Source organism: Natrinema versiforme (genome assembly GCF_005576615.1).
GTDB lineage: Archaea > Halobacteriota > Halobacteria > Halobacteriales > Natrialbaceae > Natrinema > Natrinema versiforme_A.
Window position 1 is genome coordinate 1280189 of the sequence record NZ_CP040330.1, and the last position, 26167, is coordinate 1306355.

General features: G+C 64.3%; 26 protein-coding genes and 2 pseudogenes. 19 read left to right on the top strand and 9 right to left on the bottom strand.

The genetic code is table 11. The features are described from left to right. Positions 1-3 precede the first annotated feature (3 nt). A complete protein-coding gene (locus FEJ81_RS06280) occupies positions 4-1614 on the bottom strand; it encodes a COG1361 S-layer family protein (RefSeq protein ID WP_394349649.1) in 1611 nt (536 codons plus the stop codon). A 268-nt stretch (positions 1615-1882) separates the two neighbouring features. On the opposite strand from FEJ81_RS06280, the gene FEJ81_RS06285 reads away from it, so the two are divergent. The 3 genes and pseudogenes from FEJ81_RS06285 to FEJ81_RS24145 all read left to right on the top strand — a co-directional run bounded on the left by FEJ81_RS06285 (position 1883) and on the right by FEJ81_RS24145 (position 5550). Further along, the gene (locus FEJ81_RS06285) at positions 1883-2485 is read left to right on the top strand and encodes a TetR/AcrR family transcriptional regulator (protein ID WP_138244480.1); all 603 of its coding nucleotides are present in this window, start codon (positions 1883-1885) and stop codon (positions 2483-2485) included. Positions 2486-2922: 437 nt separating this feature from the next. Continuing rightward, positions 2923-3027 (top strand): annotated as a pseudogene (locus FEJ81_RS24385) (surface glycoprotein); the annotation flags it as partial. Between the two features lie 159 nt (positions 3028-3186). After that, complete coding sequence (locus FEJ81_RS24145; protein ID WP_267877934.1) at positions 3187-5550, top strand: BGTF surface domain-containing protein; 2364 nt, start codon at positions 3187-3189, stop codon at positions 5548-5550. 575 nt (positions 5551-6125) lie between these two features. On the opposite strand, the gene FEJ81_RS06295 is transcribed toward FEJ81_RS24145, so the two are convergent. Further along, the gene (locus FEJ81_RS06295; RefSeq protein ID WP_175416478.1) at positions 6126-7502 is read right to left on the bottom strand and encodes an FAD-dependent oxidoreductase; all 1377 of its coding nucleotides are present in this window, start codon (positions 7500-7502) and stop codon (positions 6126-6128) included. 531 nt (positions 7503-8033) lie between these two features. Then, a pseudogene (locus tag FEJ81_RS24390) lies at positions 8034-8195 on the bottom strand (DUF389 domain-containing protein); the annotation flags it as partial. 140 nt (positions 8196-8335) lie between these two features. Here FEJ81_RS24390 and FEJ81_RS06300 point away from each other — a divergent pair. The 4 genes from FEJ81_RS06300 to FEJ81_RS06315 all read left to right on the top strand — a co-directional run bounded on the left by FEJ81_RS06300 (position 8336) and on the right by FEJ81_RS06315 (position 10627). Next, a complete protein-coding gene (locus tag FEJ81_RS06300; RefSeq protein ID WP_138244483.1) occupies positions 8336-8623 on the top strand; it encodes a DUF357 domain-containing protein in 288 nt (95 codons plus the stop codon). A gap of 208 nt (positions 8624-8831) precedes the next feature. After that, entirely contained in the window at positions 8832-9812 is a 981-nt protein-coding gene (locus tag FEJ81_RS06305; RefSeq protein ID WP_138244484.1) for a transcription initiation factor IIB, read from the top strand. A gap of 109 nt (positions 9813-9921) precedes the next feature. Further along, positions 9922-10101 carry a DUF7836 family putative zinc-binding protein gene (locus tag FEJ81_RS06310; RefSeq protein ID WP_138244485.1) on the top strand — a complete coding sequence of 60 codons (180 nt, stop codon included), beginning with the start codon at positions 9922-9924 and terminating at the stop codon, positions 10099-10101. Positions 10102-10390: 289 nt separating this feature from the next. Beyond that, the gene (locus FEJ81_RS06315; RefSeq protein ID WP_006431330.1) at positions 10391-10627 is read left to right on the top strand and encodes a UPF0058 family protein; all 237 of its coding nucleotides are present in this window, start codon (positions 10391-10393) and stop codon (positions 10625-10627) included. Between the two features lie 158 nt (positions 10628-10785). Here FEJ81_RS06315 and FEJ81_RS06320 read toward each other — a convergent pair whose 3' ends face one another. Then, on the bottom strand, positions 10786-11274 hold the full coding sequence (locus FEJ81_RS06320; protein ID WP_138244486.1) for a DUF555 domain-containing protein: 489 nt from the start codon (positions 11272-11274) through the stop codon (positions 10786-10788). Between the two features lie 144 nt (positions 11275-11418). Between FEJ81_RS06320 and FEJ81_RS06325 the strand changes: the two genes are divergently transcribed. Further along, a complete protein-coding gene (locus tag FEJ81_RS06325) occupies positions 11419-12300 on the top strand; it encodes a DNA-3-methyladenine glycosylase family protein (RefSeq protein WP_138244487.1) in 882 nt (293 codons plus the stop codon). A 63-nt stretch (positions 12301-12363) separates the two neighbouring features. Continuing rightward, positions 12364-12681 (top strand): DUF3784 domain-containing protein, encoded by a 318-nt coding sequence (locus tag FEJ81_RS06330; protein ID WP_138244488.1) that lies wholly within the window; start codon positions 12364-12366, stop codon positions 12679-12681. A 25-nt stretch (positions 12682-12706) separates the two neighbouring features. On the opposite strand, the gene FEJ81_RS06335 is transcribed toward FEJ81_RS06330, so the two are convergent. Together FEJ81_RS06335 and FEJ81_RS06340 are read right to left on the bottom strand one after the other, a co-directional pair. Next, a complete protein-coding gene (locus FEJ81_RS06335; protein ID WP_138244489.1) occupies positions 12707-12952 on the bottom strand; it encodes a hypothetical protein in 246 nt (81 codons plus the stop codon). Further along, positions 12952-13968 carry an MBL fold metallo-hydrolase gene (locus FEJ81_RS06340; protein ID WP_138244490.1) on the bottom strand — a complete coding sequence of 339 codons (1017 nt, stop codon included), beginning with the start codon at positions 13966-13968 and terminating at the stop codon, positions 12952-12954. The genes FEJ81_RS06335 and FEJ81_RS06340 overlap by 1 nt, the downstream gene beginning before the upstream one ends. 93 nt (positions 13969-14061) lie before the next feature. On the opposite strand from FEJ81_RS06340, the gene FEJ81_RS06345 reads away from it, so the two are divergent. Next, positions 14062-14340 (top strand): acylphosphatase, encoded by a 279-nt coding sequence (locus tag FEJ81_RS06345; RefSeq protein ID WP_138244491.1) that lies wholly within the window; start codon positions 14062-14064, stop codon positions 14338-14340. A 19-nt stretch (positions 14341-14359) separates the two neighbouring features. On the opposite strand, the gene FEJ81_RS23080 is transcribed toward FEJ81_RS06345, so the two are convergent. From FEJ81_RS23080 to FEJ81_RS06355, 3 genes are all read right to left on the bottom strand, one after another. Beyond that, positions 14360-14518, bottom strand: coding sequence for a hypothetical protein (locus FEJ81_RS23080; RefSeq protein WP_175416324.1), 159 nt, complete (start codon positions 14516-14518; stop codon positions 14360-14362). A gap of 142 nt (positions 14519-14660) precedes the next feature. Further along, on the bottom strand, positions 14661-14981 hold the full coding sequence (locus FEJ81_RS06350; RefSeq protein ID WP_138246726.1) for a hypothetical protein: 321 nt from the start codon (positions 14979-14981) through the stop codon (positions 14661-14663). A 120-nt stretch (positions 14982-15101) separates the two neighbouring features. Beyond that, on the bottom strand, positions 15102-15599 hold the full coding sequence (locus tag FEJ81_RS06355) for a hypothetical protein (protein ID WP_138244492.1): 498 nt from the start codon (positions 15597-15599) through the stop codon (positions 15102-15104). 105 nt (positions 15600-15704) lie between these two features. On the opposite strand from FEJ81_RS06355, the gene FEJ81_RS06360 reads away from it, so the two are divergent. From FEJ81_RS06360 to FEJ81_RS06395, 9 genes are all read left to right on the top strand, one after another. After that, on the top strand, positions 15705-17183 hold the full coding sequence (locus FEJ81_RS06360) for an NAD(P)H-hydrate dehydratase (protein ID WP_138244493.1): 1479 nt from the start codon (positions 15705-15707) through the stop codon (positions 17181-17183). After that, on the top strand, positions 17176-17721 hold the full coding sequence (moaC, locus tag FEJ81_RS06365; protein ID WP_138244494.1) for a cyclic pyranopterin monophosphate synthase MoaC: 546 nt from the start codon (positions 17176-17178) through the stop codon (positions 17719-17721). The genes FEJ81_RS06360 and moaC overlap by 8 nt, the downstream gene beginning before the upstream one ends. Further along, positions 17718-18788, top strand: coding sequence for an NAD(P)H-dependent flavin oxidoreductase (locus FEJ81_RS06370; protein ID WP_138244495.1), 1071 nt, complete (start codon positions 17718-17720; stop codon positions 18786-18788). Before moaC ends, FEJ81_RS06370 begins: the two co-directional genes overlap by 4 nt. 119 nt (positions 18789-18907) lie before the next feature. Further along, entirely contained in the window at positions 18908-20089 is a 1182-nt protein-coding gene (locus FEJ81_RS06375) for a sugar phosphate nucleotidyltransferase (RefSeq protein ID WP_138244496.1), read from the top strand. Positions 20090-20091: 2 nt separating this feature from the next. Then, on the top strand, positions 20092-21894 hold the full coding sequence (glmS, locus tag FEJ81_RS06380) for a glutamine--fructose-6-phosphate transaminase (isomerizing) (protein ID WP_138244497.1): 1803 nt from the start codon (positions 20092-20094) through the stop codon (positions 21892-21894). 81 nt (positions 21895-21975) lie between these two features. Further along, entirely contained in the window at positions 21976-22803 is an 828-nt protein-coding gene (locus FEJ81_RS06385; RefSeq protein WP_138244498.1) for an undecaprenyl-diphosphate phosphatase, read from the top strand. A 97-nt stretch (positions 22804-22900) separates the two neighbouring features. Then, positions 22901-23065, top strand: a complete 165-nt coding sequence (locus tag FEJ81_RS23085; protein ID WP_175416366.1) for an HVO_A0556 family zinc finger protein — start codon at positions 22901-22903, stop codon at positions 23063-23065. A gap of 68 nt (positions 23066-23133) precedes the next feature. After that, a complete protein-coding gene (locus tag FEJ81_RS06390) occupies positions 23134-25590 on the top strand; it encodes an MFS transporter (protein WP_138244499.1) in 2457 nt (818 codons plus the stop codon). A 69-nt stretch (positions 25591-25659) separates the two neighbouring features. Then, positions 25660-25938: a hypothetical protein gene (locus FEJ81_RS06395; protein ID WP_138244500.1), complete on the top strand. Its 279-nt coding sequence runs from the start codon at positions 25660-25662 to the stop codon at positions 25936-25938. Positions 25939-26167 lie beyond the last annotated feature (229 nt).

The window sequence follows — 26167 nt, forward strand, 5'->3', positions numbered from 1 at the left end:
CGATCAGTGCTGTCGCCACCAGAGGCCGACTCCGATACCGCTCACGGCGAGAGCAGCGAGTATCCCGACGATAGCCGACGGGAACCCGCTACCGTCATCGCCGCCGGCTTCGACCTCGATCGGGTACTGGTAGACATCCGAGAGGACCGTCTCGCCGCGTGCGGTGTCGTACTCGAAGTCGAGCTCTACGGGGTGGGTTTCGACGCTCGCGTCTTCCGACGCCGAGACCTCGAAGGGAATTTCGGCCGACTCTCCCGGCTCGAGTTCGTCGACGAACGCCTCGTCGTCGGGCGCGTCGAGCGGACTATCGGTGTAGAGTCTCGCGTCGATGTTCGACAGCGTCTCCGGGCGCTCGTTCGTGATCTCGAGGACGAGGTCACCCGAGTCGCCCTGCCGGACCGACACCCCGTCGTCGCTGAGCGAGAACTCATCGGTTCGTTCGTCGACCACGACTCGTTCGGAGATCGGACCGTCCTGCAGGGTCGTGTCTCCGCTCCCGGTGTACTCGACGGTAAAGCGGAGTTGCCGGGCACCAGCATCGGCCTGCCCGCTGACGTCCGTCGAGTAGGCGAACGTCGCGGCTTCTCCCTGTTTCAGTTCGGGGAGCGCGTAGCGGGTGTCCTCGACGAACAGCGAGTCACTCATCGGCTCGATGACCAGCACTGCGTCGTCGACGGGTCGCGGTCCGTCGTTGACGACTTCGCCGGTTACCCTCCCCTCGTATCCGACCGAGAGGGTCTCCTCAAGGTTTCGGACCGAGAACGATTGTTCGGCTGTCGGCGACAGCGCCGTTCGCACGGAGTCGGCGGTCCGGTCGATTCCGGAGCCGTCCTCGTAGGTGAACGCTACCTCGATGGGTTTGTTCACCGCGCCGGTCGATTCGGCCATCGTCGCCTCGACGGTCGTCGTCGTCGACTCGTTGGGTGCGAGGTCGCCGATGGCGTTCTGGCTCGTTCCCCCGTCGATCGTCACGCCACCGAAGCCGGTGACGGATACCCGCGTGTGATTCGCGGGTTCGGCTCCCGTGTTTTCGATTTCCATCGTCACGTCCCCGCTCGAACCGGGCGAGACATCGGTTACGACGTTCGAAACAGTAAAGCGCGGTTCGTCCGGAACCGTCACTCGATACTCGAGGGACTCGGTCTTCGTGAGTCGCTGCTGGGAGCCCGAGGCGTCCGAGACGCGGTTCGTATAGGAGTACTTGACGTCGACTTCGATCTCGTACGTTCCCGGGTCGACGTCTTCGGGCACTTCGATCGCGAGTGGTGCCGTCGCGATCGCACCATCCTGAATCGGGCCGACCGCCACTTCGCCCGAGGCCGACTCGAAGGGACCGGCATCGTCGATTTCGGCGGTCACGCCACGAGCCGTGAGCACCCTATCGGCCCGGGATCCGGTATGAAGGTCGCCGTCGTTCTTGATGTCTACCTCGAGCGTAGCTTCGGTCCCCGGCGTCACGTCCGGGTTCGAATCGACGAGATCGAGGTCCGGTTCGCCGCGGGTCAACTCGCCGCTGGCCTGCTGTGCCAGCGCCCCCGCGGCACCGAAGGGGGCTACGAACCCGACGACGGTGACGGCTGCGAGGACGAGGGCGACGGTCCGACGGCGGGTCACGGGGACCACCCGTCAGGGCTCTCGAGAGCGGGCGACGCGACGGTCGGCGAGTTCGCCTTCCACGAAACGTGTTCGGCGAAGTGACAATCGCTCATTACCTACTGTCTGGGAAGTGGGGGGTATAACTCTTTTGAATAAACGTTCAATCAAACCCGTTATGGTACCGCGATGCGATTGACCGGTATGAATTCGACTGCATCGCTCGTTTCGTCAGTGGCCGTTCGAGCGAGACCCGACACAGTCCAGTACAACGTCGAGGTGACTGGTCGTGACTGACGGCGTGTTCGAGGATCCGGCGAATACGCGCGAAGAAATCCTGGCCGCCACCTATCGCTGTCTTAGAAAATACGGCTACGCCGATCTGACGATGCAGAAGATCGGCAACGAACTCGAGCAGAGTCCGTCGCTGGTCTATCACCACTACGAGAACAAGGACGCGCTAGTGATCGCGTGTCTCGAGTACCTACTCGAGCACTTCGAGGACGAGCTTGGTCGCGGACGGGTCGACGATCCGCGGGACCGACTCGAGGAGATGCTCGACTGGTGGTTCGCAACGGATGTCGACGACGACTGGCACGCGTTCCTGACGACGGTCCTCGAACTCCGAGCGCAGGCGGTTCACGATCCGGACTACCGAGAGCACTTCACCCGAAGCGACCGCGTGTTCAAACAGTCGCTCGCGGCGGCCCTCCGCACGGGGATCGATGCCGGGCTCTTTCAAGAGTGCGATCCGGACGCCGTCGCCGAGACCCTCCAAACGATACTCATCGGCGCGGTCCTTCGGCGCTCGAGTACCGATGCCGATGCGTGGCTTGAGGAAGTCCACAGTGAACTGGAGCGGTATCTCGAGTCGCGCGTGTACAAGAACTAATTCGTAACTCGAATCGAACTCTCTCCGCTTCTTTGGGTGAGCACCATTGCTGGTCGCGGCTCGTAAGTTCGTCTTACTGTTGCGTTCGGATTTTTCTCTCGTGATCGGTGGGCATACTCACTCGAGGATACCAGACTGAGGTCGGCCAGGGGAGCCTCAAACCACGTAATAATATTTTATAACGACTGTCGTTGTGCCGTACTATTTAGGGCCTGTTTCGGCGGTATACCGTCTCACTCGAGCGGTTAAGAGACTTTTACCGATCAACGACAGAGATCTATGCTTCCAGAAAGCTTATTACTAAATCCTTAATACCAATGAAACACCCCTACCCGGTGCGAGTCCCCCAAGCCGGGATCGATGCGGTATCGGCGATGACTCGCACTCCAGGTGAATCGCTCGATAACCAACCGAAACACAACCATAACACAACATAAATGACAGACGACGCAACCTATCGCGAAAAGGGACGTGCAGTAGTCCTGGCCGCGCTTATGGTTCTTTCCGTTGTCGCCATGTCCGCAGCGTTTGTGGGCGGGGCGGCAGCATCGAATGTGGACGATGATAGTGACGTTAATCAACTTGACAAACCGTTTACTCACGACAACCGATATTACGAAGGGCAGATCGGTGTAATTGTCGTGGGTGATGACGGTGATGACTTTAGCACTGGTCTTGACGCCACTAACACTGTCGACCTAGTGAATAACGACACGGACAACATCGCACAAGAACTCGAAGTCTACGCCGCAGGTGACGTTGACAGCGAGTTCGATGATGTCGGTGACGTTACTGCTTTCAATGGTATCGACAGTGACGATTATGTCGTCGTGACTGACACTGAAGGCCTCGAAACGAACGAATACTACCTCGATTACGAGTTTACCGAGGACACTGGGAGTATCCACGGTGGCACTCTCAGCGGTGACGAGATCCGATTCGACATCGCAGTGCAGGATCTCAGCACCTCGTTCGACGATGACTCGGTAGCAAACACCGAGGGTACGAACGCAGAGACCGAACTCGAGATCGACTCGAAGATCCGCGCAGACTTCACCGCGAACGTCAGCGCTGACGGTCTCGATGCTGAAGAACTCTGGTCGATCTTCGGTGACGACGGTGCGGCCACTACCGACGACGATCTCAGTACCTACGGCTCCGACTCGAACGTCAACTACGTTGACACCGAGGAGGACGTGATCGTTCTCGATGCTCGTGGTGACTTCACCGCGAACTTCTCGGAGATCGACGCCGGTGACTACCAGTTCGATGTCGAAGCCAGCGACACCAGCGCTTCCGACAACGCAACGATCACCGTCACCGACGACGACACTGACCGCTCGTTCACCGAAGGTACCTTCGTTGAAGAGCGAGGCAGTCTCGCGAACATCACCATCGATATGGACAACACCGACGAGGCAGCACTCCAGATCGGTGAATACGATGATGTTGCATACGAAGCTGGCCTGATCATCGACGCGTCGGACTACGACGGTGACGAGGTCACTGTCCAAGTCAACACGCACAAGGCCGGTAACGGTACCACCTTCAGCGATGAAGATGAATACTACACCGCACCTGGCAACGATGATGTCGATGTCAACCTTCAGTACATCAACGTCAGCGAGAACACGGTCTACAGTGGCGACTTCAGTGCTGACGCACTCAACAAGCCGCTCGCAACTGGAGACTACGAACTCATCATCGGTGACTCGTGGAACACCACCAACTCGGCCGTTCCCGAAGTCGTCAACAGTCAGGACTCCGCATACCTGACGCTCGAGGACCGCCAGCCAGCCGGCGACATCGCCACGCACACGGCGCCCGCCGACGCTAGCATGGACGACCTCGAGGACTACGAAGACGCAACCGTCACTGAGACGGAACTGTTCGCCGAGGACGACCACATGCTGGTCACCCTCGATGACTTCGGTGCAACCGGCTTCCTTGACTCGGTTGACTCCTCGAACGTCAGCAGCGACTTCGCTGACGCGAACATGACCCTCGAGATCGAAGAGGCAGACCCGCGCGCCAACCAGGATGCGCAGGTCTGGAACTCCAGCCCGACGACTGGCGACAACAACCTCACGATGGAATTCGTCAACGCGGGCGACTACGAGGGCGATCAGCTGATCCTCCTCGTCACCGCCGCTGACGGCGACTTCAACTACGACAGCAAGGACTACGACGTCTCCTTCCAGATCACTGAGGACAACGTCTACGTCGAAGACGAAGACGCCGAAACTAACCACGAAACCACGTTCACCCTCGAGGAACGCGACCTTGAGTGGGACGACAGCGCTGCAGAAGTCAACGCAGTCAACAACGCAACCGCACAGGGCTCGACCAACCTCGCGCCCGGTACGGAAATCAGTACGCGTGCAGCGGCCTCGGGTACGTTCGTCGAAAATGACGATCCCGCTGTCGAACTCGTCGACGGCGAGCGGACCTTCGAGTCCACCTTCAACTTCGGTGACTACGACGCTGGCACCGAGTTCACCCTCGAAGCCAACAACAACGACGGCAGCAAGGTCTCTGACGAGATCGACTCCGTCCTCATCGAGGGGACTGAAGCTCAGCCGTTCAACTACGACGTCACGTTCGACCCCGCCGAGCCCGCAGTCGGCGACAACGTCTCCGTGACGATCGACGTCGAAAACTCCAACGACCGCACGGCCTCCGAGAACGTCCACTTCGACTTTGACGGCGAGACCGTCATCGACGAAGAGGTCGAACTCGAAGCTGGCGGCTCCACCACGCTCGAAGCGACCCTCCTCGAGAACGCTGAGAAGGGCGACTACGACTACGAGCTCATCACGGACGATGAGTCGAACGACTCTGGCACGCTGACTGTCGGTGACGAAGGCGACGGTTCCGACGGCTCCGACGGCTCCGACGGCTCCGACGGATCTGACGGCTCCGACGGTTCCGACGGCTCCGACGGATCTGACGGCTCCGACGGCTCCGATGACGGCGACGACGACGGTACGCCCGGCTTCGGTGTCGGCGTCGCCCTCGTCGCGCTGCTCGGCGCTGCCATGCTGGCACTCCGCCGCCAGAACTAAGCTGTAACAACTACCGGCTCACGCCGGCCCTAACTTCCGCGGCTTTCTTTTATCGCACACTACACCCACCAGCGACGGGTATGGATCGTCTCGAGTCGATACAACGACACAGGGATAGCTGCGACTGTCTCCGCTCGGCTGCGAGAACCGACGGAGTCGTCGGGGACACCTGCGTTGCACTCGAGACACTGAAGCCACCGGCTCGTTTGAAGAGGCGTGTGGCTACCTATTGTCGACCGATACAAGTCCGAAACGACACTGGTCGCTCACAGACCAGTTGCTCGAACACGCTCGAGCGATTGCCCAACTGATCGCGTTCGAACTGTCTCGCGGAGATCAAGACTAGGCCAACGCCGCCGACGAGACAGTACGTTCCGATGCGCTCGAGACCGACGCCGTCCGTACGATTTCACGCTCGCCTCGAGTCTGCGAGTTGATTACAGGTCCGACATCACTGTGCCAGACTATGCAATTCTGCCAGTGTAACTCGAGAAGACAAAACGATGCGTCGCAACAAAGACCGAGACAGTCGGTTCAGTCAGAGAGACAACGCGCTGTGCAGCCGCTGAAACCGATCAGTCGTCCGCCGCGGCCGGTTCGACCTCTTCGATGCTCGAGTCGGCTCGCTCGAGGTCCTCGAGGTACTCGTCCGCATCCAGTGCGGCCTTCGAGCCCATGCCGGCGGCGGTGACGGCCTGCTGGTAGTGGTAGTCGACGACGTCGCCGGCACCGAAGATGCCGGGGACGTGGGTTTCGGTCTGGCCGCCGCCCTCGCCGCCTTTGGTCTTCAGGTAGCCATCGGCGTCCATCTTCACGTCGGTGCCCTCGAGGTAGTCGGTGTTGGGCGTGTGGCCGATGGCGAAGAAGACGGCTCCCACGTCGAAGTCGAACTCCTCGGTTTCGGGGTCCTCGAGGCGGTCGGTGGGGTGGCCCTTGTCGTTTTCAACGAGGGTGACGTGGTCGACGCCCTCCTCTTGGGAGCCGTGGATCTCGATCAGTTCGGTGTTTTTCATGATCTCGATGTCGCCGTCTTCGACCTTCTCCTCGACGCGGTCGACCCAGTAGTCCTCCGCGCGGAACTCCTCGCGGCGGTGGGCGATGTAGACGGTGTCGGCGAACTTCGTGAGGAAGGTGGCCTCCTCCATGGCGGCGTCGCCGCCGCCGACGACGAGCATGTCCTCGCCGCGGAAGAACGCGCCGTCACAGGTCGCACACGTCGAGAGGCCGTAGCCCATGAGTTCGTCCTCGCCGGGAATCTCGAGCGTGCGGGCGCTGGCACCCGAGGCGGCGATGACGGCGTCGGCGGTGTAGACGTCGCCGTCTTTCATCTCGACGCGGAAGGGACGGCTCGAGTCGTCACCAGAACGCGACGCGTTCTGGTTTGCAGTCGAGCTTTGCTCGACGCGCTCGACGGACTCGATGATGCCGTTTTTCAGGTCGGCGCCGAACTGTTTGGCCTGCTCTTTCATGTTGTTGACCAGTTCCGGGCCGCCGATACCCTCGGGGAAGCCGGGGTAGTTGGCGACGTCGGTGGTCAGGGTGAGCTGGCCGCCGGGTTCGTCGCCCTCGATGACCAGTGGCTCGTTGTTCGAGCGGCCGGCGTAGATCGCGGCGGTTAGCCCGCCGATGCCGGTGCCGGCGATGATGAGTTTGCGGTGTTCGACGACCTCGTCATCGTCGTCGGTCGCGATGCCGAGTTTCTCGTCGAGTTCGCCGGTCTCGTTGAGCGCGCTGGTGTCGTCCCAGCCGCCGATCAGTTCGTCGTCGATGAATACTTCGGGGGCGGTCTTTCGGCCGTCCGCACGCTCGACCATCTCCTCGAAGAGATCGTCGTCGTCGGTGACGTTGTACGTCTCGTACTCGATTCCCTTGCTGTCGAAGAGGTCCTTGGCCTTCTCGCAATACGGGCAGTCAGTCTTCGTATAAATCTCGACGCGTGGCTGGTCGCTCATGTAACAAGGTATGGATAGAGCGCCTAAACCCCTTGCGCTCTCAGCAATCGCCCCCTCTTGTGACGACGGCTGTGGGTCCTCGTCCGCCGATGTCGCACCGTCGACGAACTCGATGGAGACCGTCATCTCTCGATCGGTTCGCGCCTCGAGGGCCGTCTCGAGTCGGTCGACGAGGCTGGGATAGGGGTGGTCGGCGGGCCGCTGGACGACGACTGTCACGCTCGTCTCGTCGCTGACGACGCCCCCGTCGTTGAACTCGGTTCGGACTTCGACTAGCTCGAGGCGGGTATACTCGTCGTCGTCCAGGACGGTTCTGACCCGTCGTTGATCGTTCTCGAACGCGACGTGGTGGCCGAGGACGAGCACGACGGCGAGGGTTCCGATCCAGTCCCGAGAGACGTTTCCGCGGAGCGTCCCCATCGTCCAGCCCGCCGGCCGGTAGCCGAGGTACCAGAAGACGGCGAGTCCCGATAATAGGATCGACGCGGCGTTGACGGCGACTAGGACGAAGGTATCGATGGCGACGGTCGCGTGGCTCCACGCCAGCCCAATACCGACCGCGGCCGCGGCGGGGATCAGTGCAACGGCGATCATCACGCCCGCGAGCGACACGGGAATCGCCGTCGCGAGACCGAACGCGCCCGCGGCCCCGGCACAGACGCCGACGATGAGCGCGAGCAGTCCCGGCGAAATCCGATTCTGGACCTGCGAGATGGCAGTGATGTCGATCGCCGACGGAACGGCACCGCTGGACGGGTGAAACGTATGTGGTAGTTACTCCGGCGGCCGACTACGGACGACGCACTTACGGGCCCGAGCGACGAGGAACGATCATGGGCGCTGATCTCGAGGAGAAAACGAACCGGTACGGCGAGTTGCTCGCGGCGGCACTCGAGGAGGCGTCGATCGCGCCGCCCGAGGGGACCCCGATGGCCGAGGCGGCTGCCGACTGCTACGAGATGGCCGCGTCCTATCTCGAGGACGGCAATCACTTTCGAGAGCAGGATGACCTCGTCAACGCGCTGGCATCGTTTTCGTACGGGCACGCGTGGCTCGACGCCGGTGCCCGCGTCGGATTGTTCGATGTCCCGACGGAGGGTCACCTCTTCACCGTCGAGTAGGTCCGGGTTCAGCGACGTGAATCTGGGCCTTGCCATCCCAAACGATTAATCACCATGTAACCGGAACATATATACCAATTTTCGCGGTTAGTTTATAAAGTAGGCGGAACATTTATATGGATTACGGCCTTACTCTATGTTAGCTGAGGCGACCGGGTTTCTTCTGGTTACCCCACCCGGGAGCCCCGAGTAACCCACCCGATACACCATGACAGACACCAGCATCCGAACCTATACGAACGAGCGAGAGACCGAGACGGAGGAGGAGACCACGGCGGTATCCGACGAGCAGGAACACTGTCCGGAGTGTGGCGGTCGGCTGGTCTCCGACGACGAGCACGCCGAGACCGTCTGTGCTGACTGCGGACTCGTCGTCGAGGAAGACGAGATCGATCGCGGCCCCGAATGGCGAGCCTTCGACGCCGCCGAGAAAGACGAGAAGTCCCGCGTCGGTGCGCCCACGACGAACATGATGCACGACCAGGGCCTCTCGACGAACATCGGCTGGCAGGACAAGGACGCCTACGGCCGCTCGCTCTCGAGTCGCCAGCGCCAGAAGATGCAGCGTCTCCGCACGTGGAACGAGCGCTTCCGCACCCGCGACTCCAAGGAGCGCAACCTCAAGCAGGCGCTCGGCGAGATCGACCGAATGGCGAGCGCGCTCGGCCTTCCCGAGAACGTCCGCGAGACCGCATCGGTCATCTACCGCCGCGCGCTCGAGGAGGACCTGCTGCCGGGCCGATCGATCGAAGGCGTCGCGACCGCGTCGCTGTACGCCGCCGCCCGTCAGGCCGGCACGCCGCGCAGCCTCGACGAGATCTCGGCGGTTTCCCGCGTCGAGAAGATGGAGCTGACCCGCACGTACCGCTACATCATTCGGGAACTCGGCCTCGAGGTCAAGCCGGCCGACCCCGAACACTACGTGCCGCGGTTCGTCAGCGACCTCGATCTCTCGGACGAGACCGAGCGCATGGCCCGCGAACTGCTCGAGTCGGCCCGCCAGGAGGGCGTCCACAGCGGCAAGTCGCCGGTCGGCCTCGCGGCCGCCGCGGTCTACGCCGCCGCGCTCCTGACCAACGAGAAGGTCACCCAAAACGAGGTCAGCGAAGTCGCGAGCATCTCCGAAGTAACCATCCGCAACCGGTACAAGGAACTGCTCGAGGCCTCGGACACTGCCGCGCCCGCCTAAAGCGGTCGGCATCGGCGGCTGTCATCTGTCGTCCCGCTGACGCGGGTGGTCTTTTCGGTCGAGCGGAACTGCGGCAACGTTTTTCACCGCTCATGTGAAAGTGTGTGACATGGATAGAACGACCGTCCAACTGTTGTGTCCAGAATGTGCGAAAGACTGGCAGGTTTCTCCGGACGAATTACCCGCGCCCGCCGAGATGTTTCACTGTCCGAACTGTCACGCCTCTCATCGGACGGCCGAGTTCATGCGGACGGATCGCGATCTGCAGACCCTGAAACAGCTCGGGTAGCCAGCGGTTGGCGGCGATTTTCGTTTCGGCGAAACGCCAGGTGTCCGACCATCGTTCCAGCAGTAGCCACGTTTTAACTCTCCAGAATCTGCGTATCGGAAACTGGAACGAAAGAACTCATTACGCCGATAAATAAAATAGTAACTACGCGTCATCCCGCTGTTTTCCTCGCGTAGGGAGTGCATTCGAATCGTCCCGAGCAGTGACAGACCAGCCAGTCAACACGGGTCTCGTGTTAACGCGACTCAAGATAATAATATAACCCTGCAGTGGGTAGGAGTGGATGGTTATGAAGAAACAGGAGCTCATTCACCTTCACGGCCTTCTGGCGGAGGTATCGAACCAGTGTGCAGAGTGGAACGACTGTCAGATCGACCTCGAGAAGTACGAGTCGAAGGGGATCCGGCCGACATCGATTCACAAGTCGAAGACTGATCACAAAGCCGCTGTTTTTGCGATCGCCGAGGGAATTACGACGAACATGCGGGAAGAGGAGCAGGAAGCAGTCGCCGCCACTGCGGACTGAGCAACTCGTCGCATCCTCCGATCGATCACAGTCCCTACTGGCGAGACTCGTTTCTGGATGGAGACGTATCGACTACGGGATCAGTTACTCATCGCGGGTCGGATTCTCGAAAGCGGAAGACGGCAAGCAGGGACCGGTCGTGAGTCAACAGCTGCGGATTACTCGACGAGGTCTTCGAACTCCGGCAGGATTTCTTCGTCGTCCTCGTCGTCGGCCCCGGCATCCGAGTCGCTCGCCGCCTCGGCCCGGTCGTCCGCCTGCTCGGCGTCCGGTGATTCGTCTGTTTCGTCCGACTCCTCGTCGTCTTCCTCGTCTTCGAGGACGTCGATCTGCGTGACCTCGAGCGGGATGTTCTCGAGGCGTTGGCCGATCTCTTTGCGCGCGATGCGCGAGGCGTGTTCCTCGCGCTCGACGTTGAAAACGGTCATCTCCAACTCGAGCGCGACGAGCGCTTCGTCGGCCGCGATGAACGCGGGCGGAAGCTCCTCTCCTGATGGGGAGGTTCGCTCGCCCATGTTGATCTCGACGTAATTGAGGTCAGGGTTCAACATCTCGCCCGTCTTCGAGATGGCGATCCGGATCGCCTCGTCTTCCGTTTCAACGTCGAATACCGGCACGGCAGCTTCGACGACGACCCTGCAATCCATACACAGACGTTGTATGGCCTACAGTAAGAAGGTTCGCCCGACGACGGACGAACTGCACCGTGTCGGCCACCGGAACGCGACCGTGCGACGCGACGCCTGGGCAGTTCGAAAGGCAAAAGCCCGCGCCCCCGAAGGCTCGAACGAATGGAGACGGGGACGATCCCACTCGACGACCTCGCCGGCGGACTCGACCTGTATCGCACGCTCGAGAGCGGTCAGAGCTACCTCTGGCGGCGCGACGACGGCGAGATGTACAGCGAGACGCCCGCACCCGGCGCGTGGTACTCGACCGTCGTCGAGGGGGACGTGATCCGCGTCAGGACCCGCGACGGCCGCCTCGAGTGGGAGTCGACGGCCGACGCCGAACCGATCGTGCGCCGGCTGTTGCGCCTCGACGACGACCTCGAGGCGATCGTTGCGGCCGGGCCGGACGACCAATTGCTCCGCGAGGCCTACGAGGCCCACCGCGGGATGCGCCTCGTTCGGGATCCGCCCTTTGGCTGTCTGATCTCGTTTATTTGCTCGGCCCAGATGCGAGTCGGGCGCATTCACACGATGGTGAAGACGTTGGCCAGCGAGTACGGCGACGAAATCGTCTTCGACGGCGAGACCTATCACGCGTTCCCGACGCCGGAGCAACTCGCGACGGCGACCGAAACGGAGCTTCGCGAACTGGGACTCGGCTACCGCGCCCCCTACGTCGTCCGAACCGCCGAGATGGTCGCCAGCGGCGAAGCGCATCCGGAAGACGCGCGCGACCTCGAGTACGAAGCCGCGCGGGAGTACCTCACCAAATTCGTCGGGGTCGGCGACAAGGTTGCCGACTGCGTGCTCCTCTTCTCGCTCGAGTTCGACGAGGCCGTGCCGCTCGATACGTGGATCAAGTCGGCGATCGAGGACTACTTTCCCGACTGCGACCGCGGGTCCTACGCCGCGACCGCTCGAGCGCTCCGCGAACGGCTGGGCGGCGAGTACGCCGGCTACGCCCAGACGTACGTCTTCCACCATCTTCGAACCGGGGAGTAACGGCCGTCGGTCCGGGCGGCTCGCCGCGGAACGATTTTGTGAATGGATTGTCAATATCCTCGTATGGCCACCGAATCGGTCCTCCCGCTCCTCGCAACCGCGGGGGCCCTCGGTGCACTGGGGATCCTGATCAAGTGGTTCGGAATGGTCCGACTGATCGCGGGCTACGATCCGGATCAGGTCGCCGACGAGGAGGGGCTGGCGGATTTCGTCGGCACTAACACGCTGTACGTCGCGGCGCTCGTCCTACTGGTTGCCGTCGTCGAATACGCGGAGCCGTTCGCGGGCACCGAGGCGGTCTGGCTCGCGTTCGCCGTCGGCGTCCTCGCGCTCACCGCCCGAATGATCGTCGGCGCTCGCCGCTACGAGGAGCCGACGTGAGCGCGGGATTCTCGACGCTCGAGTCTCACTCGTAATCGTCGCGACCGGCCATGGCCCAGTAGGCCTGCGAGAGGAGCGTGATCGCGAAGACCACGACGAGGATTCCCGCGACCCAGAGCGCGATCCGTTGGCCGAGCAGGTAGTACGTCAGCGCGCTCGCGCCGACGACGAACAGCACCGCGCCGACGAGCAACTCGAGTAGCTCCCGAAGCGATGCACGGGTGCTCGAGACATCGACGTACTCGTCTTCGAAGCGGTCGATGATTCCCATCAGCGGAACTCACCCAGCGTCGTCTGGTTTCGCTTCAGCGGCTGTGCCCGATAGCCGTATTCGGTCGCGAGGGTGTCGGCGAACGCCTCGTCGGAGCCGTGGGTGGTGTAGACGATCTCGGGGTCGATCGCGCGCACCGTCGCGACGAGTTCGTCGAAGTCGCAGTGATCGGTCAGCGGGAAGGTGACATCGTAGTTCCCCCGGTATCGGAAGGAGTCGTCGACGGCCCAGCCCGAAAAGCCCGCCTTGAGTCCGTCCTCACGCTCGACGGCGGTTTCGACCCAGTCGGCTCGCGCCTGATTCGACGGGAGGATCACGATCTCGTCGGTCAGCCCGCGGAGCGAGTCGTATCGCCGACCCGGAAACGCGAGGTCGCCCTCCGTCGCGGTCTCGATGGCGTCGTTTACGTCTCGAATCGACGCCGAGACGAGTATCTCACGGTCGGCGTCGCCGGTCGCGTCCCGGGCGAGCCACTGGAGTTTCTGGGAGCGACCCAGCGAGTAGCCGAACAGGAACAGCGGGCGGTCGTCGTTGTCACGAATCCAGTCCGTAATCGCGGCCTCGAGGTCGTCCTGTGCCGGAAACCGATACTTCGGGAGTCCATAGGTAGTCTCCATGATGAGCGCGTCCGCATCGACGGCGCGGGGGTCGAACCCCTCGAGGTAGCACCGATCGCGGGTGGAGAAGTCGCCGGTGTAGCAGTAGCGCCGAGGGCCGCCGTCGGCGTCCGGGAGGTCGATGATCGCTGCGCGGGAACCGACGACGTGGCCGGCGGGAATGAGGTCGATACCGGGCGCGGACTCGACGAACTCGAAGCCGGTGCCGGTGCGGGCCTCGGCGATCGCCGCCGTTTCGGCCGAGCAGACGACGGTCTCCGGCGTCGTTCGGAACGTGTGATCGGCGTGGGCGTGGCTCACCACGTTGACCGCGCCGACGGCGCTCCGGGCGTCGGCGACGACCCGCGGCTCCCCGCCCTCGCGTTCGAAGTGAATGCCGTCTCGGTGCCGTATCGTCACTGGGAGGGCTAGGGGCTCGAGGCACCTCCCGTTGTCGCTTCCGCCCGGTCTCTCGGAGCCGGATTTTTGGCGGTCGCGGTCGAGGGCTCGCACATGGCAGAGCGAATCCGCGCACACGTCTTCGTTTCGGGGACGGTACAGGGCGTCTACTATCGTGCGAACACTCGCGACACGGCCCGCGAGGCTGGCGTCGACGGCTGGGTGAAGAATTTAGACGACGGCCGCGTCGAGGCGGTCTTCGAGGGACCCGAGGACGTCGTCGAGGAACTGATCGAGTGGTGTCACACCGGAAGTCCAGCAGCCGAAGTCGAGAGCGTCGAGACCGAGTACGAAGACCCGCAGGGCGAGGACGGGTTCGAAATTCGGTACTGATCCGCGCTCGCGAATCGTCTCAGCGAAACAGCGTTCGAACGGCGATATCGACGTATTCGAGGAACGAGGCCGTCGGCGTCCCCGGCAGATAGAGTTCGGGTTCGGACTGCTCGAGCGGCAGGTCGGGGTAGTCAGCGGGAGCGGTTTCGAGAGTATTGTCGGATTCGAGTGCGTCCATGACCCGCCTACGAACTGCGTCTATTTATGAACTCAGAAATATAGTTTCGGCGTTACGAACTAACAATCGTGATTGAGTAACCGTCGCACGGGGCGCGGAACCACGGACCTGACGACTCGAGCAGCGATTGTCGATCCGATTCTCACGGACTGAACCGGTTCGTTCGATAGCTGTCGCTTTCGTCACCGTCCTTTCTATCGTCTCCCCGTGCGTCGGTTTCGTCGTCTCCACTCCGCTCGCCGCGCTCGTCGTCGTAGATATCGATGTGGTGGATCGCGTGCGGCGAGAGCAGGCGCTCGCCCTCGAGTTCGATCCAGCCGTTGGCGTGGACGACGATCGGCCCTTCGTAGAGGACATCGTTCGAGTCGGCGTCGCCGTAGATGACGACATCCCGGTAGGCCTGCGTAAGGGGGTTCACACTGTCCGTAACGATCGAGTCGCGACCGGCGATCGGCGGAAACATCGGTGGGTCGAATGAGAATTTCATATCATATAAGCATACCGTGCTCGAGAGCAATGCCGATCGACACCGCTACCACTGGCTTCGTGAGGGATCGAGAGCATCACGGTTCGACCGAGAAAATCACCCGGGCTGGGGCAAATACGCCTCGAGCCACGGCGGCTCCTCGGTGTACTGCCACTCCGCCCAGTCGGCCTTCTCGCCGGCGTAGTAGGCGCGGTAGGCGGCGACCGGGTCGTCGGGGCGTTTGTACTCGTCGGGCATGGTCTGTGGACGCGGCGTCGGCTCCTCGGCGGGGAACGCAATCTCGTCGGGGTCAATACGGTCGATGACTTCCCAACTCGCGTGGTCGCCGTCTTTGTCGTAGCGCTCGACGAACTCCGCGTTGAGCGCCTCGGCGTGATCCCGCAGTCGGAGCCAGTTCGCCCGCGAGTCCGTCGCCCACTTCGTCACGGGGTGATCGACGTGGGTCGGCTTGTAGAGAAAGTCCGCCTCGTAACCGTTCTCGCGGGCCGCAGTACACAGCACCTGCGCGGCCTCGAGCAGCAGTTTGTTGACATGCTGGTCGCAGTGATAGCGCGCAGCGAGCCGCGGGTCCTCGTCGAGCCAGAAGACGTTCACGGCGGCGATAGGGATTCGATCGGATTGGCTCTGTGGCCTAACGATGTTGTGTTTCCCGACACGGGGTCCGCAACGTTGAACGGACGGCCCGTCGAACCCTCGAGCATGATTACAGGCGAGCGAATGGCCGCCGTCGACGCGAACGCCGCGGCGCTGGGCGCGCCGCGAAAGCAGTTGATGGAATCGAGCGGGAACGCCGTCGCCCGCGCGGTCCGCGAGGCGGCCGACCCCGGCGCTCGAGTCGCCATCGTCGCCGGCCGCGGGAACAACGGCGGGGACGCGTTCGTCGCCGCCCGTTTCCTCGATGGTACCGAACGTCATTCGGCATCAGACCGAGACGCGTCGCGTCTCGGGCGTGAGTACGACGTTACCACATTGCTGCTCGGGCGCGCCGCGAACATCGGCACGGACATCGCCCGCGAGAACTGGGACGCCCTCGAGCAGGCGGAGTACGATACGCGAGAGATCACGGACTCGAGCGAGTTCGCCCTCCCCGACGCGGACGTGATCGTCGACGCGATGCTCGGAACGGGGATCAGCGGCGACCTTCGAGAGCCCGCCGCGACCGCGGCCGACGCGATCAACGACGCCGACGCCACCGTGGTCGCGGTCGACGTGCCCTCGGGCTTCGACGCCGACGCGGGCGACCACGCGGCAAACGGCGTCGAGGCCGACCGGGTCGTCACCTTCCACGACACGAAGCCGGGACTCGAGGAACTCGCGGCCGACGTGACGGTCGCGGACATCGGAATTCCGGCCGCTGCGGAGCGGTTCGCCGGCCCCGGCGATGTCGACCTCGCTCGCCCCGAAAGCCGCGACGGCCGCGCGTTCGTCATCGGCGGCGGTCCCTACACCGGCGCGCCGGCGCTCGCCGCGCAGGCGGCGCTCCGTGCCGGCGCGGAACTCTCCTTCGTCGCCGCGCCCGACTCCGTCGCCGGCGAGATCCAGGGCTACGCCGAGGACCTCATCGTCCAGCCCTACGAGCACGACCGGCTCACCCCGGAGCAGGTCGACGGCCTCGTCGATACGGCCGAGCGCCACGACGATATCGTCGTCCTCGGTCCGGGTCTCGGCACCGCCGACGAAACCCTCGAGGCCGCCCGCGCGTTCCTCGAGTCCTATACCGGGCCGGCGGTCGTCGACGCCGACGCGCTCGAGGTCGTTCCCGACCTCGAGACGGACGCGACGCTGGTCTGTACGCCCAACCGCCGCGAACTCGCCCGCATGGGCGGCCCGGATACCGACTCGCTCCGGGACGCGGTCGACGAAATCGAGTCCTTTGCAGCCGAACTGGGCCACGTCGTGCTCGCGAAGGGCGTCGACGACGTGGCGACCGACGGCGAACGGACCCGGATCAGCCGCGCCGGCGCGCCCGGCATGAAAGTCGGCGGCACCGGCGACACGCTCGCCGGCATCGTCGCGGCGCTGCTCGAGCACGCCGACCCGTTCGACGCGGCGACGGCGGGCGCGTACGTCAACGGACTCGCCGGCGAGCGACTCGCCGAGACCGAGGCGAACGGGCTCCTCGCGTCGGATATGCTGGACGAAATTCCGGCGGCCCTGTGGGGTGATGCTGATGAGTGAGAACGACGACGCGCGCGACGAGTCAAACACCGATGCGGTCGACGCGAGCGACGGCGAACGCGCGGCCGACGATCTCACACATACCACCGACGAGGGCGACGTCCAGATGGTCGACGTCGGCGACAAACCCGACAGCGAGCGTCGCGCGGTCGCGGCCGGGGAAATTCACCTTCGGCCCGCCACCGTCGAGGCGATCCGCGAGGACGAGGTCGGCAAAGGTGACGTGCTCGCGACCGCCCGCATCGGCGCGATTCAGGCCGTCAAGCACACGTGGGAGACGATCCCGATGTGCCACCAGATCCCGATCACGAACGTCGACACCGAGTTCTCGCTCGCCGAGGACCGGGTCGAGGTCCGGGTCGGCGTCGAGACCACCGGCAAGACGGGCTGCGAGATGGAGGCCCTCGAGGGCGTGACGACCAGCCTGAACGTCGTCTGGGATATGGTCAAAGCGGTCGAGAAAGACGACGACGGCCAATACCCCGAGACGGGCATCGAGAACGTCCGCGTGCTCGATAAGGAAAAACGGCAGGCATGAGCGGTGAGACGAAGCTCCGGACGCCGCTCTGTGAGACACTCGGGATCGAGTACCCGATCGTGCAGGCTCCGATCGGGAGCGCGACGACGCCCGACCTCGCGGCCGCCGTCTCGAACGCCGGCGGGCTCGGCCACCTCGCGGTCACGTGGCGTGATCTCGAGGAGACTCGCCGGGTGATCCGCGACACGCGCGAGCGGACCGACGAGCCGTTCGCGGTCAACCTCGTCCTCGACGACGCGACGACGGTCGTCGACACGGACGAGCACCTCGAGACGATCCTCGAGGCGGGCGTCGATGTGGTCACCTTCTCGTTCGGCGAGGCCGCCCCCTACGTCGATCGGATTCACGACGCGGGCGCGGTCGTCGCTCAGACCGTCGGCAGCGCCGAGGGGGCCCGCGCGGCCGTCGATGCCGGCGTCGACGCGATCGTCACGCAGGGTCTCGAGGCGGGCGGCCACGTCCAGAGCGAGGTGGCGACGACGGCGCTCGTCCCTCGCGTCGCGGATACGGTAGGCGGTGAGGTCCCGATCGTCGCAGCCGGCGGGATCGCTGACGGTCGAGGGATCGCGGCTGTGTTGGCCCTCGGCGCTGACGGCGCGTGGCTCGGCACCCGGTTCGTCGCGACCGAGGAGGCGGCCGTCCACGACGAGTACCAGCGGCGACTCCGCGAGAGCGACGAGACCGCAACCGAGTACACGACTCTCTTCGACAAGGGCTGGCCCGGAACACCACATCGTGTGTTGCGAAACGAGACGCTCGAGCGCTGGGACCGCGAGGGTCGGCCGCCCGCCGGGGAACGGCCGGGGGAGACCGACGTTATCGCTCGGATCGACGACGGTGACGGTCGCGGTGAGCCGATCGAGCGCTACGACGAGGCGCTCGCGACGCCGGCCGTCGACGGCGAGATCGAGGCGATGGCGCTGTTCGCCGGCCAGAGCGTCGGCCTTACCGACGAGGTGCGACCAGCCGGTGCGCTGCTCGAGGATCTCGTCACGGAGACGCGGACGGCTATTTCGGGATTGCCGGGTCGACGCTCGGGAGGCGGGCGCGGACAGGACCTCGAGTAAGAGCTGCTTTCTCACAGCGAGCTAGCACGTCCCGCCGAACGCCGGGGAACTCGAGAGCCGGTGACGGACGGAAAGCCGAGCCACAAAACTAATAGTAGTGTCTTACTGTCACTCTCGACATGAGTATTCGTTCTGCGGTGGTCCTCGCGGCGGGCGAGGGATCCCGTCTGCGGCCGCTGACGAAGCATCGACCCAAGCCGATGCTTCCCGCGGCGACCAAACCCATTCTCGAGTACGTTTTCGATGCGCTCGTCGACGCCGGGATCACGGAAATCACCGTCGTCGTCGGCTACGGTCACACGCACGTCCAATCGCACTTCGGGTCGACGTACCGCGACGCCTCTCTGGAGTACGTCGTCCAGGACAAGCAACTCGGTAGCGGCCACGCGCTGCTGGCGGCCGAGTCCGCGGTTTCGGAGCCGCGGCTCGTCCTCAACGGCGACCAGCTCGTCGCCGGACAGATCGTTGAGGACGTCTGCAACGCCCACGAGAGCGCGGACGACGCGATTGCGACGCTCGGGCTCATTCGGCACGCGAACGTCGGCGAGTACGGCGGCGTGATCTGCGAGGACGACGGCACCGTCGAGACCATCGTCGAGCATCCCCGCGACGACCGCTCCTATCAGCTCAACGCGGGCGTCTACGCGTTCGATCCGGAACTCTTCGACTATCTCCACGGACCGGAGCCACACCTGAACGAGTACTCGCTCGTCGACGGCATCGCGAACGCCATCGACGCCGAGGAGACCGTCCGCGGCGTCACGTCCGACGGGATCTGGATCGACGCGACGTATCCGTGGGACTTACTCGAGGTCGCGGAGACCCTCTTCGAGAGCGCGGACGGCATCGAGAGCACGGTGTCGTCGACCGCGCGGGTCCACGGCTCAGCGACGATCGTCGAACCGGTCGCGATTTCGGCGGACTGCGTCGTCGGCCCCGGGGCCGTCGTCGGACCCAACGTCGCGCTCGGTGAGAACGTGACGGTCGGCGCGAATGCCGTCATCGAACGCAGCGTCGTCGACGCCGACACGCGCGTCGGCTCGGGGGCGGCGCTCGTCGACTGTGTCACCGGCCGTAACGTCCGGGTCGGAACCGGGTCGACCGTCGTCGGCGGCCCCGGCGACGTCCGCGTCGGCGACCGCGTCCACGAGGGCGAGCGACTGGGCGCGCTGCTGGCGGACCGCGTTCGCGACGATGGCGGCGCGACCTACGCGCCGGGAACGATCGTCGGCTCCGACGCCGTCATCAACGCCGGAACGACCGTTCGCGGGACGGTCGACGACGGAACCGAGGTGCAGTAACGATGTGCGGAATCGTCGGCTACGTCGGAGCCGCCAGCGGGGACGACGCCGTGGACGTGGTCCTCGATGGCCTCTCGACGCTCGAGTACCGCGGCTACGACTCCGCGGGACTGGCCGTACCGACACCCACAATGGCGGTCCACAAAGCCGCCGGTGAACTCTCGGCCCTCGAGGGGGCAGTTCCGCGAGGCGACCTCGCGGGCGAGTCGGTCGGGATCGGCCACACGCGCTGGAGCACCCACGGCGCGCCGACGGACGCCAACGCACACCCCCACAGCGACGAGGCGGGGCGCGTCGCCGTCGTCCACAACGGGATCATCGAGAACTACCAGCGGCTGCGCGACGACCTCGCCGACGCGGGCGTCGCGTTCCGGAGCGAGACCGACACCGAAGTGGTGCCCCACCTGATCGGGCGCTACCTCGACCGCGGCGCGGACGCCGAAGCGGCGTTCCGGCTGGCGATCGACCAACTCGAGGGCAGCTACGCGATCGCCGCGGTTTTCGAGGGATCGGAGACGGTGTACGCGGCCCGGCAGGACTCCCCGCTCGTCGTCGGCCTCGGCGAGACCGGCACGTACCTCGCGAGCGACGTCCCCGCGTTCGTCGACCGCACCGACCGCGTCTGCTACCTCGAGGACGGCGACTTCGTCCGGCTGACCGCCGACGGCGCGGTCGTCACCGACGAGACGGGGGAGACAGTCGACCGGCCGATCGAAACGGTCGCGTGGGATCCCGAAGACGCGGAGAAGAGCGGCTATGATCACTACATGCTCAAGGAGATCCACGAGCAGCCGTCCTCGCTGCGACAGTGTCTCCGCGGCCGGATCGACGAACTCGAGGGGACAGTCAATCTCGAGGAACTGGCGGAAATCGACCACGACGGGCCGGTCCAGTTCGTCGCCTGCGGCACCTCCTATCACGCGGCGATGTTCGGCGCGGAGCGGCTTCGTGCCGGCGGCGTGAGCGCGCAGGCGTTCCTCGCCAGCGAGTACGCGAGCGATCGCGTCCCCGTCGACGGCGATACGCTCGTCGTCGGCGTCACCCAGAGCGGCGAGACCGCCGACACGTTGCGCGCCCTGCGCGAGGCCGCCCGGGCCGGGGCGACAACGCTCGCGGTGACGAACACCGTCGCGAGTTCGGCCGCGCGGGAGTGCGATCACGCCCTCTATATCCGGGCCGGTCCCGAGATCGGCGTCGCCGCGACGAAGACGTTCGCGAGCCAGCAACTCGCGCTCGCGATGCTGGCGTTCGAACTCGGCGACGATCCGACCCGCGCGGAACTCGAGGCGCTCCGGGACGTTCCCGGGCAGGTCCAGACCGTCCTCGAGACGACCGAGGCCAAGGCGGTCGCCGAGGCGTTCGTCGACGCGGACGCGTACTTCTCCATCGGACGGGGCTACCACTACCCGGTCGCACTCGAGGGCGCGCTGAAGATGAAAGAGATCACCTACCGGCACGCGGAGGGGTTCGCGGCCGGCGAACTCAAACACGGCCCGCTCGCGCTCGTGACCGAGAACACACCGGTGTTCGCGATCGTCACCGGCGACGGCGAGACGGCCCGAAAGACGATCGGGAACGTCAAAGAGGTCGAAGCCCGCGATGCGCCCGTCGTGGCGATCACCGACGGCGAGTCCGACGTGACTCGGTACGCCGATCACGTCCTCGAGATCCCCGCCGTCGACGACCTCAGTGCATCGGTGCTGGCGAACGTGCAGTTACAGCTGGTGGCCTACTGGGTCGCGAACCTGCTCGGCCGGTCGATCGACAAGCCGCGGAATCTGGCCAAGAGCGTGACGGTCGAATGACCCCGCTGGACGGAGTCGCGCGATTCGGCCGCCGATCCGAATCGCGGTCATTTAAGTGATAGCGATGGCGCAGGGATACCAGTGAGTCGTGTCGACCTGATCGTCGCGATCCTCGCCGGGATCGTCCAAGGGATCGTCGAGTGGCTCCCCGTCTCGAGCCAGGGCAACCTCTCGCTGTTTCTGACGCTCGCGGGGACCGACCCCGCGGTCGCAGTGCAGTTGGCGCTGTTCCTGCAGGTCGGGACGACGCTCTCGGCGGCGACCTACTATCGTGACGACATCGCGACGGCCGTCCGCGCGGTGCCCGGTTGGCGGCCCGGCGATGCATACCGCGGCGAGAACGCCATCCCGTCGTACGTCGTCGTCGCCACGCTGATGACCGGACTCGTCGGCATCCCGTTGTACGTCTACGCGGTCGACCTCGCCGGCCAGCTCACCGGCGGCGTCTTCATCGCGGTCATCGGCGTCCTGTTGGTACTGACGGGGGTCCTCCAACTCGGCTCGGAATCGGTGTCGATGGGCGTCCGCGACGCGCCGACGCTGCCGGACTCGATCCTCGTCGGCGCTGTTCAAGGCGTTGCGATCCTTCCAGGTATCTCGCGGTCGGGTGTGACGACCAGTGCGTTGCTGTTCCGCAGCTACGATCCGCCGGCGGCCTTCCGGCTCTCGTTCCTGCTGTCGATTCCCGCGAGCCTCGGCGCGGCCGCACTCACCGTCGCCGGTGCCGGCGGCCTCCCCGGTATCGATCCCGCCCCAGCGGCGGTCGCGCTCGGGCTGAGTGCGATCGTCGGCTATCTCACCATCGACGCGCTCATGCGAGTCGTCGATCGCGTGCCGTTCTGGCTCGTCTGTTTCGGTCTCGGTGGCCTCGCGATCGTCGGCGGTGGCGTCGTTTCCATCGTCGTGTGAAACGATCAGTCGACGACCGGTCCGGGAACCGTCTCGGCGGGATCGCATTTCTCCGTCCAGAAAAGTTATAACAGACTCCTGACTTGGTGTCGAATAGATGCAACTAACGGACGACGCCGCTACTGGACGGTCCGTCCTCGATGCGCTCGAGGGGGACGGGTGCTCGTATTGCGAGGACGGGACGCTCGTTCGTGAACGGTACCACGGAAACGCGGCGGTCGTCTGCGACGACTGCCACACGCCCGGCGCACAGGTGTGGTAACGCGGGCCGGCGATCGACGGCTCTCGGGAACGAAAACGTGATAGCCCCGTACACTCACCTGAGTCACAATGCCTACTGACGGCGACTCGAGCCGACTCGCCGACGCGACGGCGACCTTTCTCGAAGACCGCGAGGACGGCGAGCGCGCGCTCGAGGCCGTCCTTACTGTCGACACCGAACACGACACCTGGACCTTCGACGATATCGATCTGGATTCGGGAACGTTCGGGGAACTCGTGTCGAGCGGCATCGTTGAGAAGGTCGACGGTGCGTATCGGGTTGCAGACCCCGAGGCCGTCGACGCAGTGATCGCAGGCGAGGAGGTCCAAACGGACTCGCGTTCAGTACCTGCCGACCGCGATTTCGATCTCGAACGGTTCCGGACCATTGATCCTCGAGCGGCGATCGCGTTAGTCGGGGCGCTGATCGCCGTCGCCGGTGCGCGGATGACGGCGTTTCGGTCGGTCTTTCAGCAGGGCTACGTCGTCTCGCCCGCGAACGATCCCTACTACTTCCGGTACTGGATGGAGGAGTTGCTTGGACGATCCTCGGGGCCCACGGACTTTGGTGTTCTTACGGATCCGTCAGGTGCTGTCTTCGGGACACGGCCGTTCGCCCACGCGACAAACTGGTTTCTCGCCGAACTACTCGGCGGCGGACATGGCGCGGCCGAGACAGTCGCAGCGTGGCTGCCGATCGTCGCGTCCGTCGCGCTCGGGCTCGCGATTTACAAGCTCACCGTCCTGCTCACTCGAGACGTTCGAGTCGGGATCGCCTCCGTGCTCGCCTTCGCCGTGACGCCGATCAACGCGGTCTACACGGGGCTCGGGTTCATCGATCACCAACTTCACCAGTACTTCTGGCTCGGCGTCACGCTCCTGACGCTGACGTGGCTCGCCGTCGATCTGCAACGGCGACTCGAGCGCGGTAGTGACGACCAGGTGGCCGTTCGGGGCCACCTTCAGGACCCCGTGACGTGGGTCGTCGCCGCCGCGTTCGGGTTCTCGGTCGCGGCCGGGATCCACGCGTGGGGCGGCTCGCCGCTGCTGTTGGTCCCGCTCGCGGGCTACGTCGCGCTCCGCGTCGCGATGGACGCTCGAGCGGGCGTGTCGCCGACGCGTGCGAATCTGCCGCTACTCGTCGGGCTCGCCGTCGGGAGTGCGCTCTCGCTCGCCCTGCACCACCGCTGGGGCTGGCACGCGGAGTTCGTCGCGACCACGCCGGCGCTGGTCCTCAGCGGCGCGATCGCCGTGGTCGCGCTCGGCGAACTGTGGCGGCGGCTCGAGGGTCATCTCGGCGGGTTGCTCGCGATCGAGGGACTCGTCGCGGCCGGCGGCCTCCTCGCGTTTCGGCGACTCCAACCCGAGGACTGGGCGGAAGCGATGGCCCGCGTCGACGCCCTGTTCTTTCGCGAGGGCGCGACCGAGACAGCCTCGCTGTTTGCGACGGAATACGCCGTCTTCTTCGGGCCGATGTACCAGCTCGGGATGGGCTTTTACCTCGCGCTCGTCGTGCTCGGCTGGGTCGCGTGGACCGTCGCCCGCCGGTACGAACCAGGTTGGTTGCTCGTCGGGACCTACACAGGGTATTTGCTCGTGCTGGCGGGGGTTCAGGTTCGCTTTGCTGGGCAGTTGGCGATTCCGCTGGCCGTACTGACCGGACTGGGGCTCGTCCAGTTGCTCGCGGTCGTTGAGTTGGCTAGGACGCCGGTTCCGTTCCGTGATTCAGATTCGGCGTCTTCGAGGACCACTCGAGACCGTGACAGTGTCGCCACCGATGGCGGGCGGGCGCTCGAGCCCCCGATTTCGGTCCCCGATGGCCGAAAGGTCGGGTACGTCCTCGGCATCGGGCTGCTCGTGTTCGGACTGAGTCTGATCTACGTGCCCGGGTTGACGGCGGACGTGACCCACGACGAGGCACAGGTCGGGGCGGCCAGTGCGATCGACGACCACGCCGAAGCGGCGAATCAGACCTATCCCGAGAACTTCGTGCTCAGCGAGTGGGGCGACAACCGGATGTACAACTATCTGGTGAACGGCGAATCGCAGGGGTACGGATACGCCCAGAGCAACTACGGGGAATTCCAGTCTGGGTCAGATCCGGATAGCTGGTACGACCAATTCGACGGCCGGGTCGGCTACGTCGTCGTGACCGATATCGACGGGGAGACACCGGATGAGAGCGCGCAAGCGCAGTTACTCGAGGAGCGGGGTACGGGCGGTGACGACGAAGACGGGCTCGCGCATTATCAGGCGATTCTCGTCAGCGACGATGCCGCTGCGTTCGCCGTGGTTCCCGGCGCGACGCTCGAGATGAGTGGAGAGCCGGGCGCGAACGTGACCGTCGGGACCGACGTATCAGTGTCCGGTGAGTCGATAGCGTACGAACGAACCGCGTCTGTGGGTGACAACGGGCAGGCGACAGTGACGGTTCCGTACGCCGGCGAGTATACGGCTGGCGATCGAACGGTGACCGTTACCGAAGCGGACGTGCTGAACGGGAGTTCAGTGGGGCTCGAGGAGTGAGAGTCCACGGATATATCCTTCACTGATCAGGCCGAAATATACAGGTCGAGTCCACTCCTTGTTGTCAGTATGCCACAGACTGTGGATGACCTTCGAAACGAGATCCGGCTGGCCGTGGGGAGATACGAACGTCAAGAAGCCACTGCTTTCACTAAAGAAGCTCTCGCTGCAATCTGTGACGCCGTGGACTACGGAATTGATACAAACCGTCTTCCTCCCAAGTCACAGATGCGGGCGGGAATTCTCTTGAGAATCGGCATATTAGATGAGGATAACCCAGACAAAACAGAGGGTCCCTTCCGCAAGAACGAACTCAAATTTATCGCGGATTCGCTTCAGAGTGAGTAGCGATCGTCTTTTAGGTCGTCTGACAATCTGATTAGCAGGTGTGAGAGAGCCGAATCAGCCACTTGTAGCGGCGACAAACAACAAGAGAAGGAACAGTGCTACGCTCAGTGCGACGAGATGTAGGGAGGCTGTATCTGTTGGTTCGGATGCGTAGCTCTGCGGCAACCATGAATGCCGTGACGGCGCCGAGAAAGACCAGGATCGATCCGAAGACGCTCGCGGTATACTG

Coding starts and splice junctions, on each gene's coding strand:
- FEJ81_RS06295 (WP_175416478.1), bottom strand. CDS start 7,502: ATGAGCGACCAGCCACGCGTCGAGATTTATACGAAGACTGACTGCCCG.
- FEJ81_RS06300 (WP_138244483.1), top strand. CDS start 8,336: ATGGGCGCTGATCTCGAGGAGAAAACGAACCGGTACGGCGAGTTGCTC.
- FEJ81_RS06305 (WP_138244484.1), top strand. CDS start 8,832: ATGACAGACACCAGCATCCGAACCTATACGAACGAGCGAGAGACCGAG.
- FEJ81_RS06310 (WP_138244485.1), top strand. CDS start 9,922: ATGGATAGAACGACCGTCCAACTGTTGTGTCCAGAATGTGCGAAAGAC.
- FEJ81_RS06315 (WP_006431330.1), top strand. CDS start 10,391: ATGAAGAAACAGGAGCTCATTCACCTTCACGGCCTTCTGGCGGAGGTA.
- FEJ81_RS06320 (WP_138244486.1), bottom strand. CDS start 11,274: ATGGATTGCAGGGTCGTCGTCGAAGCTGCCGTGCCGGTATTCGACGTT.
- FEJ81_RS06325 (WP_138244487.1), top strand. CDS start 11,419: ATGGAGACGGGGACGATCCCACTCGACGACCTCGCCGGCGGACTCGAC.
- FEJ81_RS06330 (WP_138244488.1), top strand. CDS start 12,364: ATGGCCACCGAATCGGTCCTCCCGCTCCTCGCAACCGCGGGGGCCCTC.
- FEJ81_RS06335 (WP_138244489.1), bottom strand. CDS start 12,952: ATGGGAATCATCGACCGCTTCGAAGACGAGTACGTCGATGTCTCGAGC.
- FEJ81_RS06345 (WP_138244491.1), top strand. CDS start 14,062: ATGGCAGAGCGAATCCGCGCACACGTCTTCGTTTCGGGGACGGTACAG.
- FEJ81_RS23080 (WP_175416324.1), bottom strand. CDS start 14,518: ATGGACGCACTCGAATCCGACAATACTCTCGAAACCGCTCCCGCTGAC.
- FEJ81_RS06350 (WP_138246726.1), bottom strand. CDS start 14,981: ATGTTTCCGCCGATCGCCGGTCGCGACTCGATCGTTACGGACAGTGTG.
- FEJ81_RS06360 (WP_138244493.1), top strand. CDS start 15,705: ATGATTACAGGCGAGCGAATGGCCGCCGTCGACGCGAACGCCGCGGCG.
- moaC (WP_138244494.1), top strand. CDS start 17,176: ATGAGTGAGAACGACGACGCGCGCGACGAGTCAAACACCGATGCGGTC.
- FEJ81_RS06370 (WP_138244495.1), top strand. CDS start 17,718: ATGAGCGGTGAGACGAAGCTCCGGACGCCGCTCTGTGAGACACTCGGG.
- FEJ81_RS06375 (WP_138244496.1), top strand. CDS start 18,908: ATGAGTATTCGTTCTGCGGTGGTCCTCGCGGCGGGCGAGGGATCCCGT.
- glmS (WP_138244497.1), top strand. CDS start 20,092: ATGTGCGGAATCGTCGGCTACGTCGGAGCCGCCAGCGGGGACGACGCC.
- FEJ81_RS23085 (WP_175416366.1), top strand. CDS start 22,901: ATGCAACTAACGGACGACGCCGCTACTGGACGGTCCGTCCTCGATGCG.
- FEJ81_RS06390 (WP_138244499.1), top strand. CDS start 23,134: ATGCCTACTGACGGCGACTCGAGCCGACTCGCCGACGCGACGGCGACC.
- FEJ81_RS06395 (WP_138244500.1), top strand. CDS start 25,660: ATGCCACAGACTGTGGATGACCTTCGAAACGAGATCCGGCTGGCCGTG.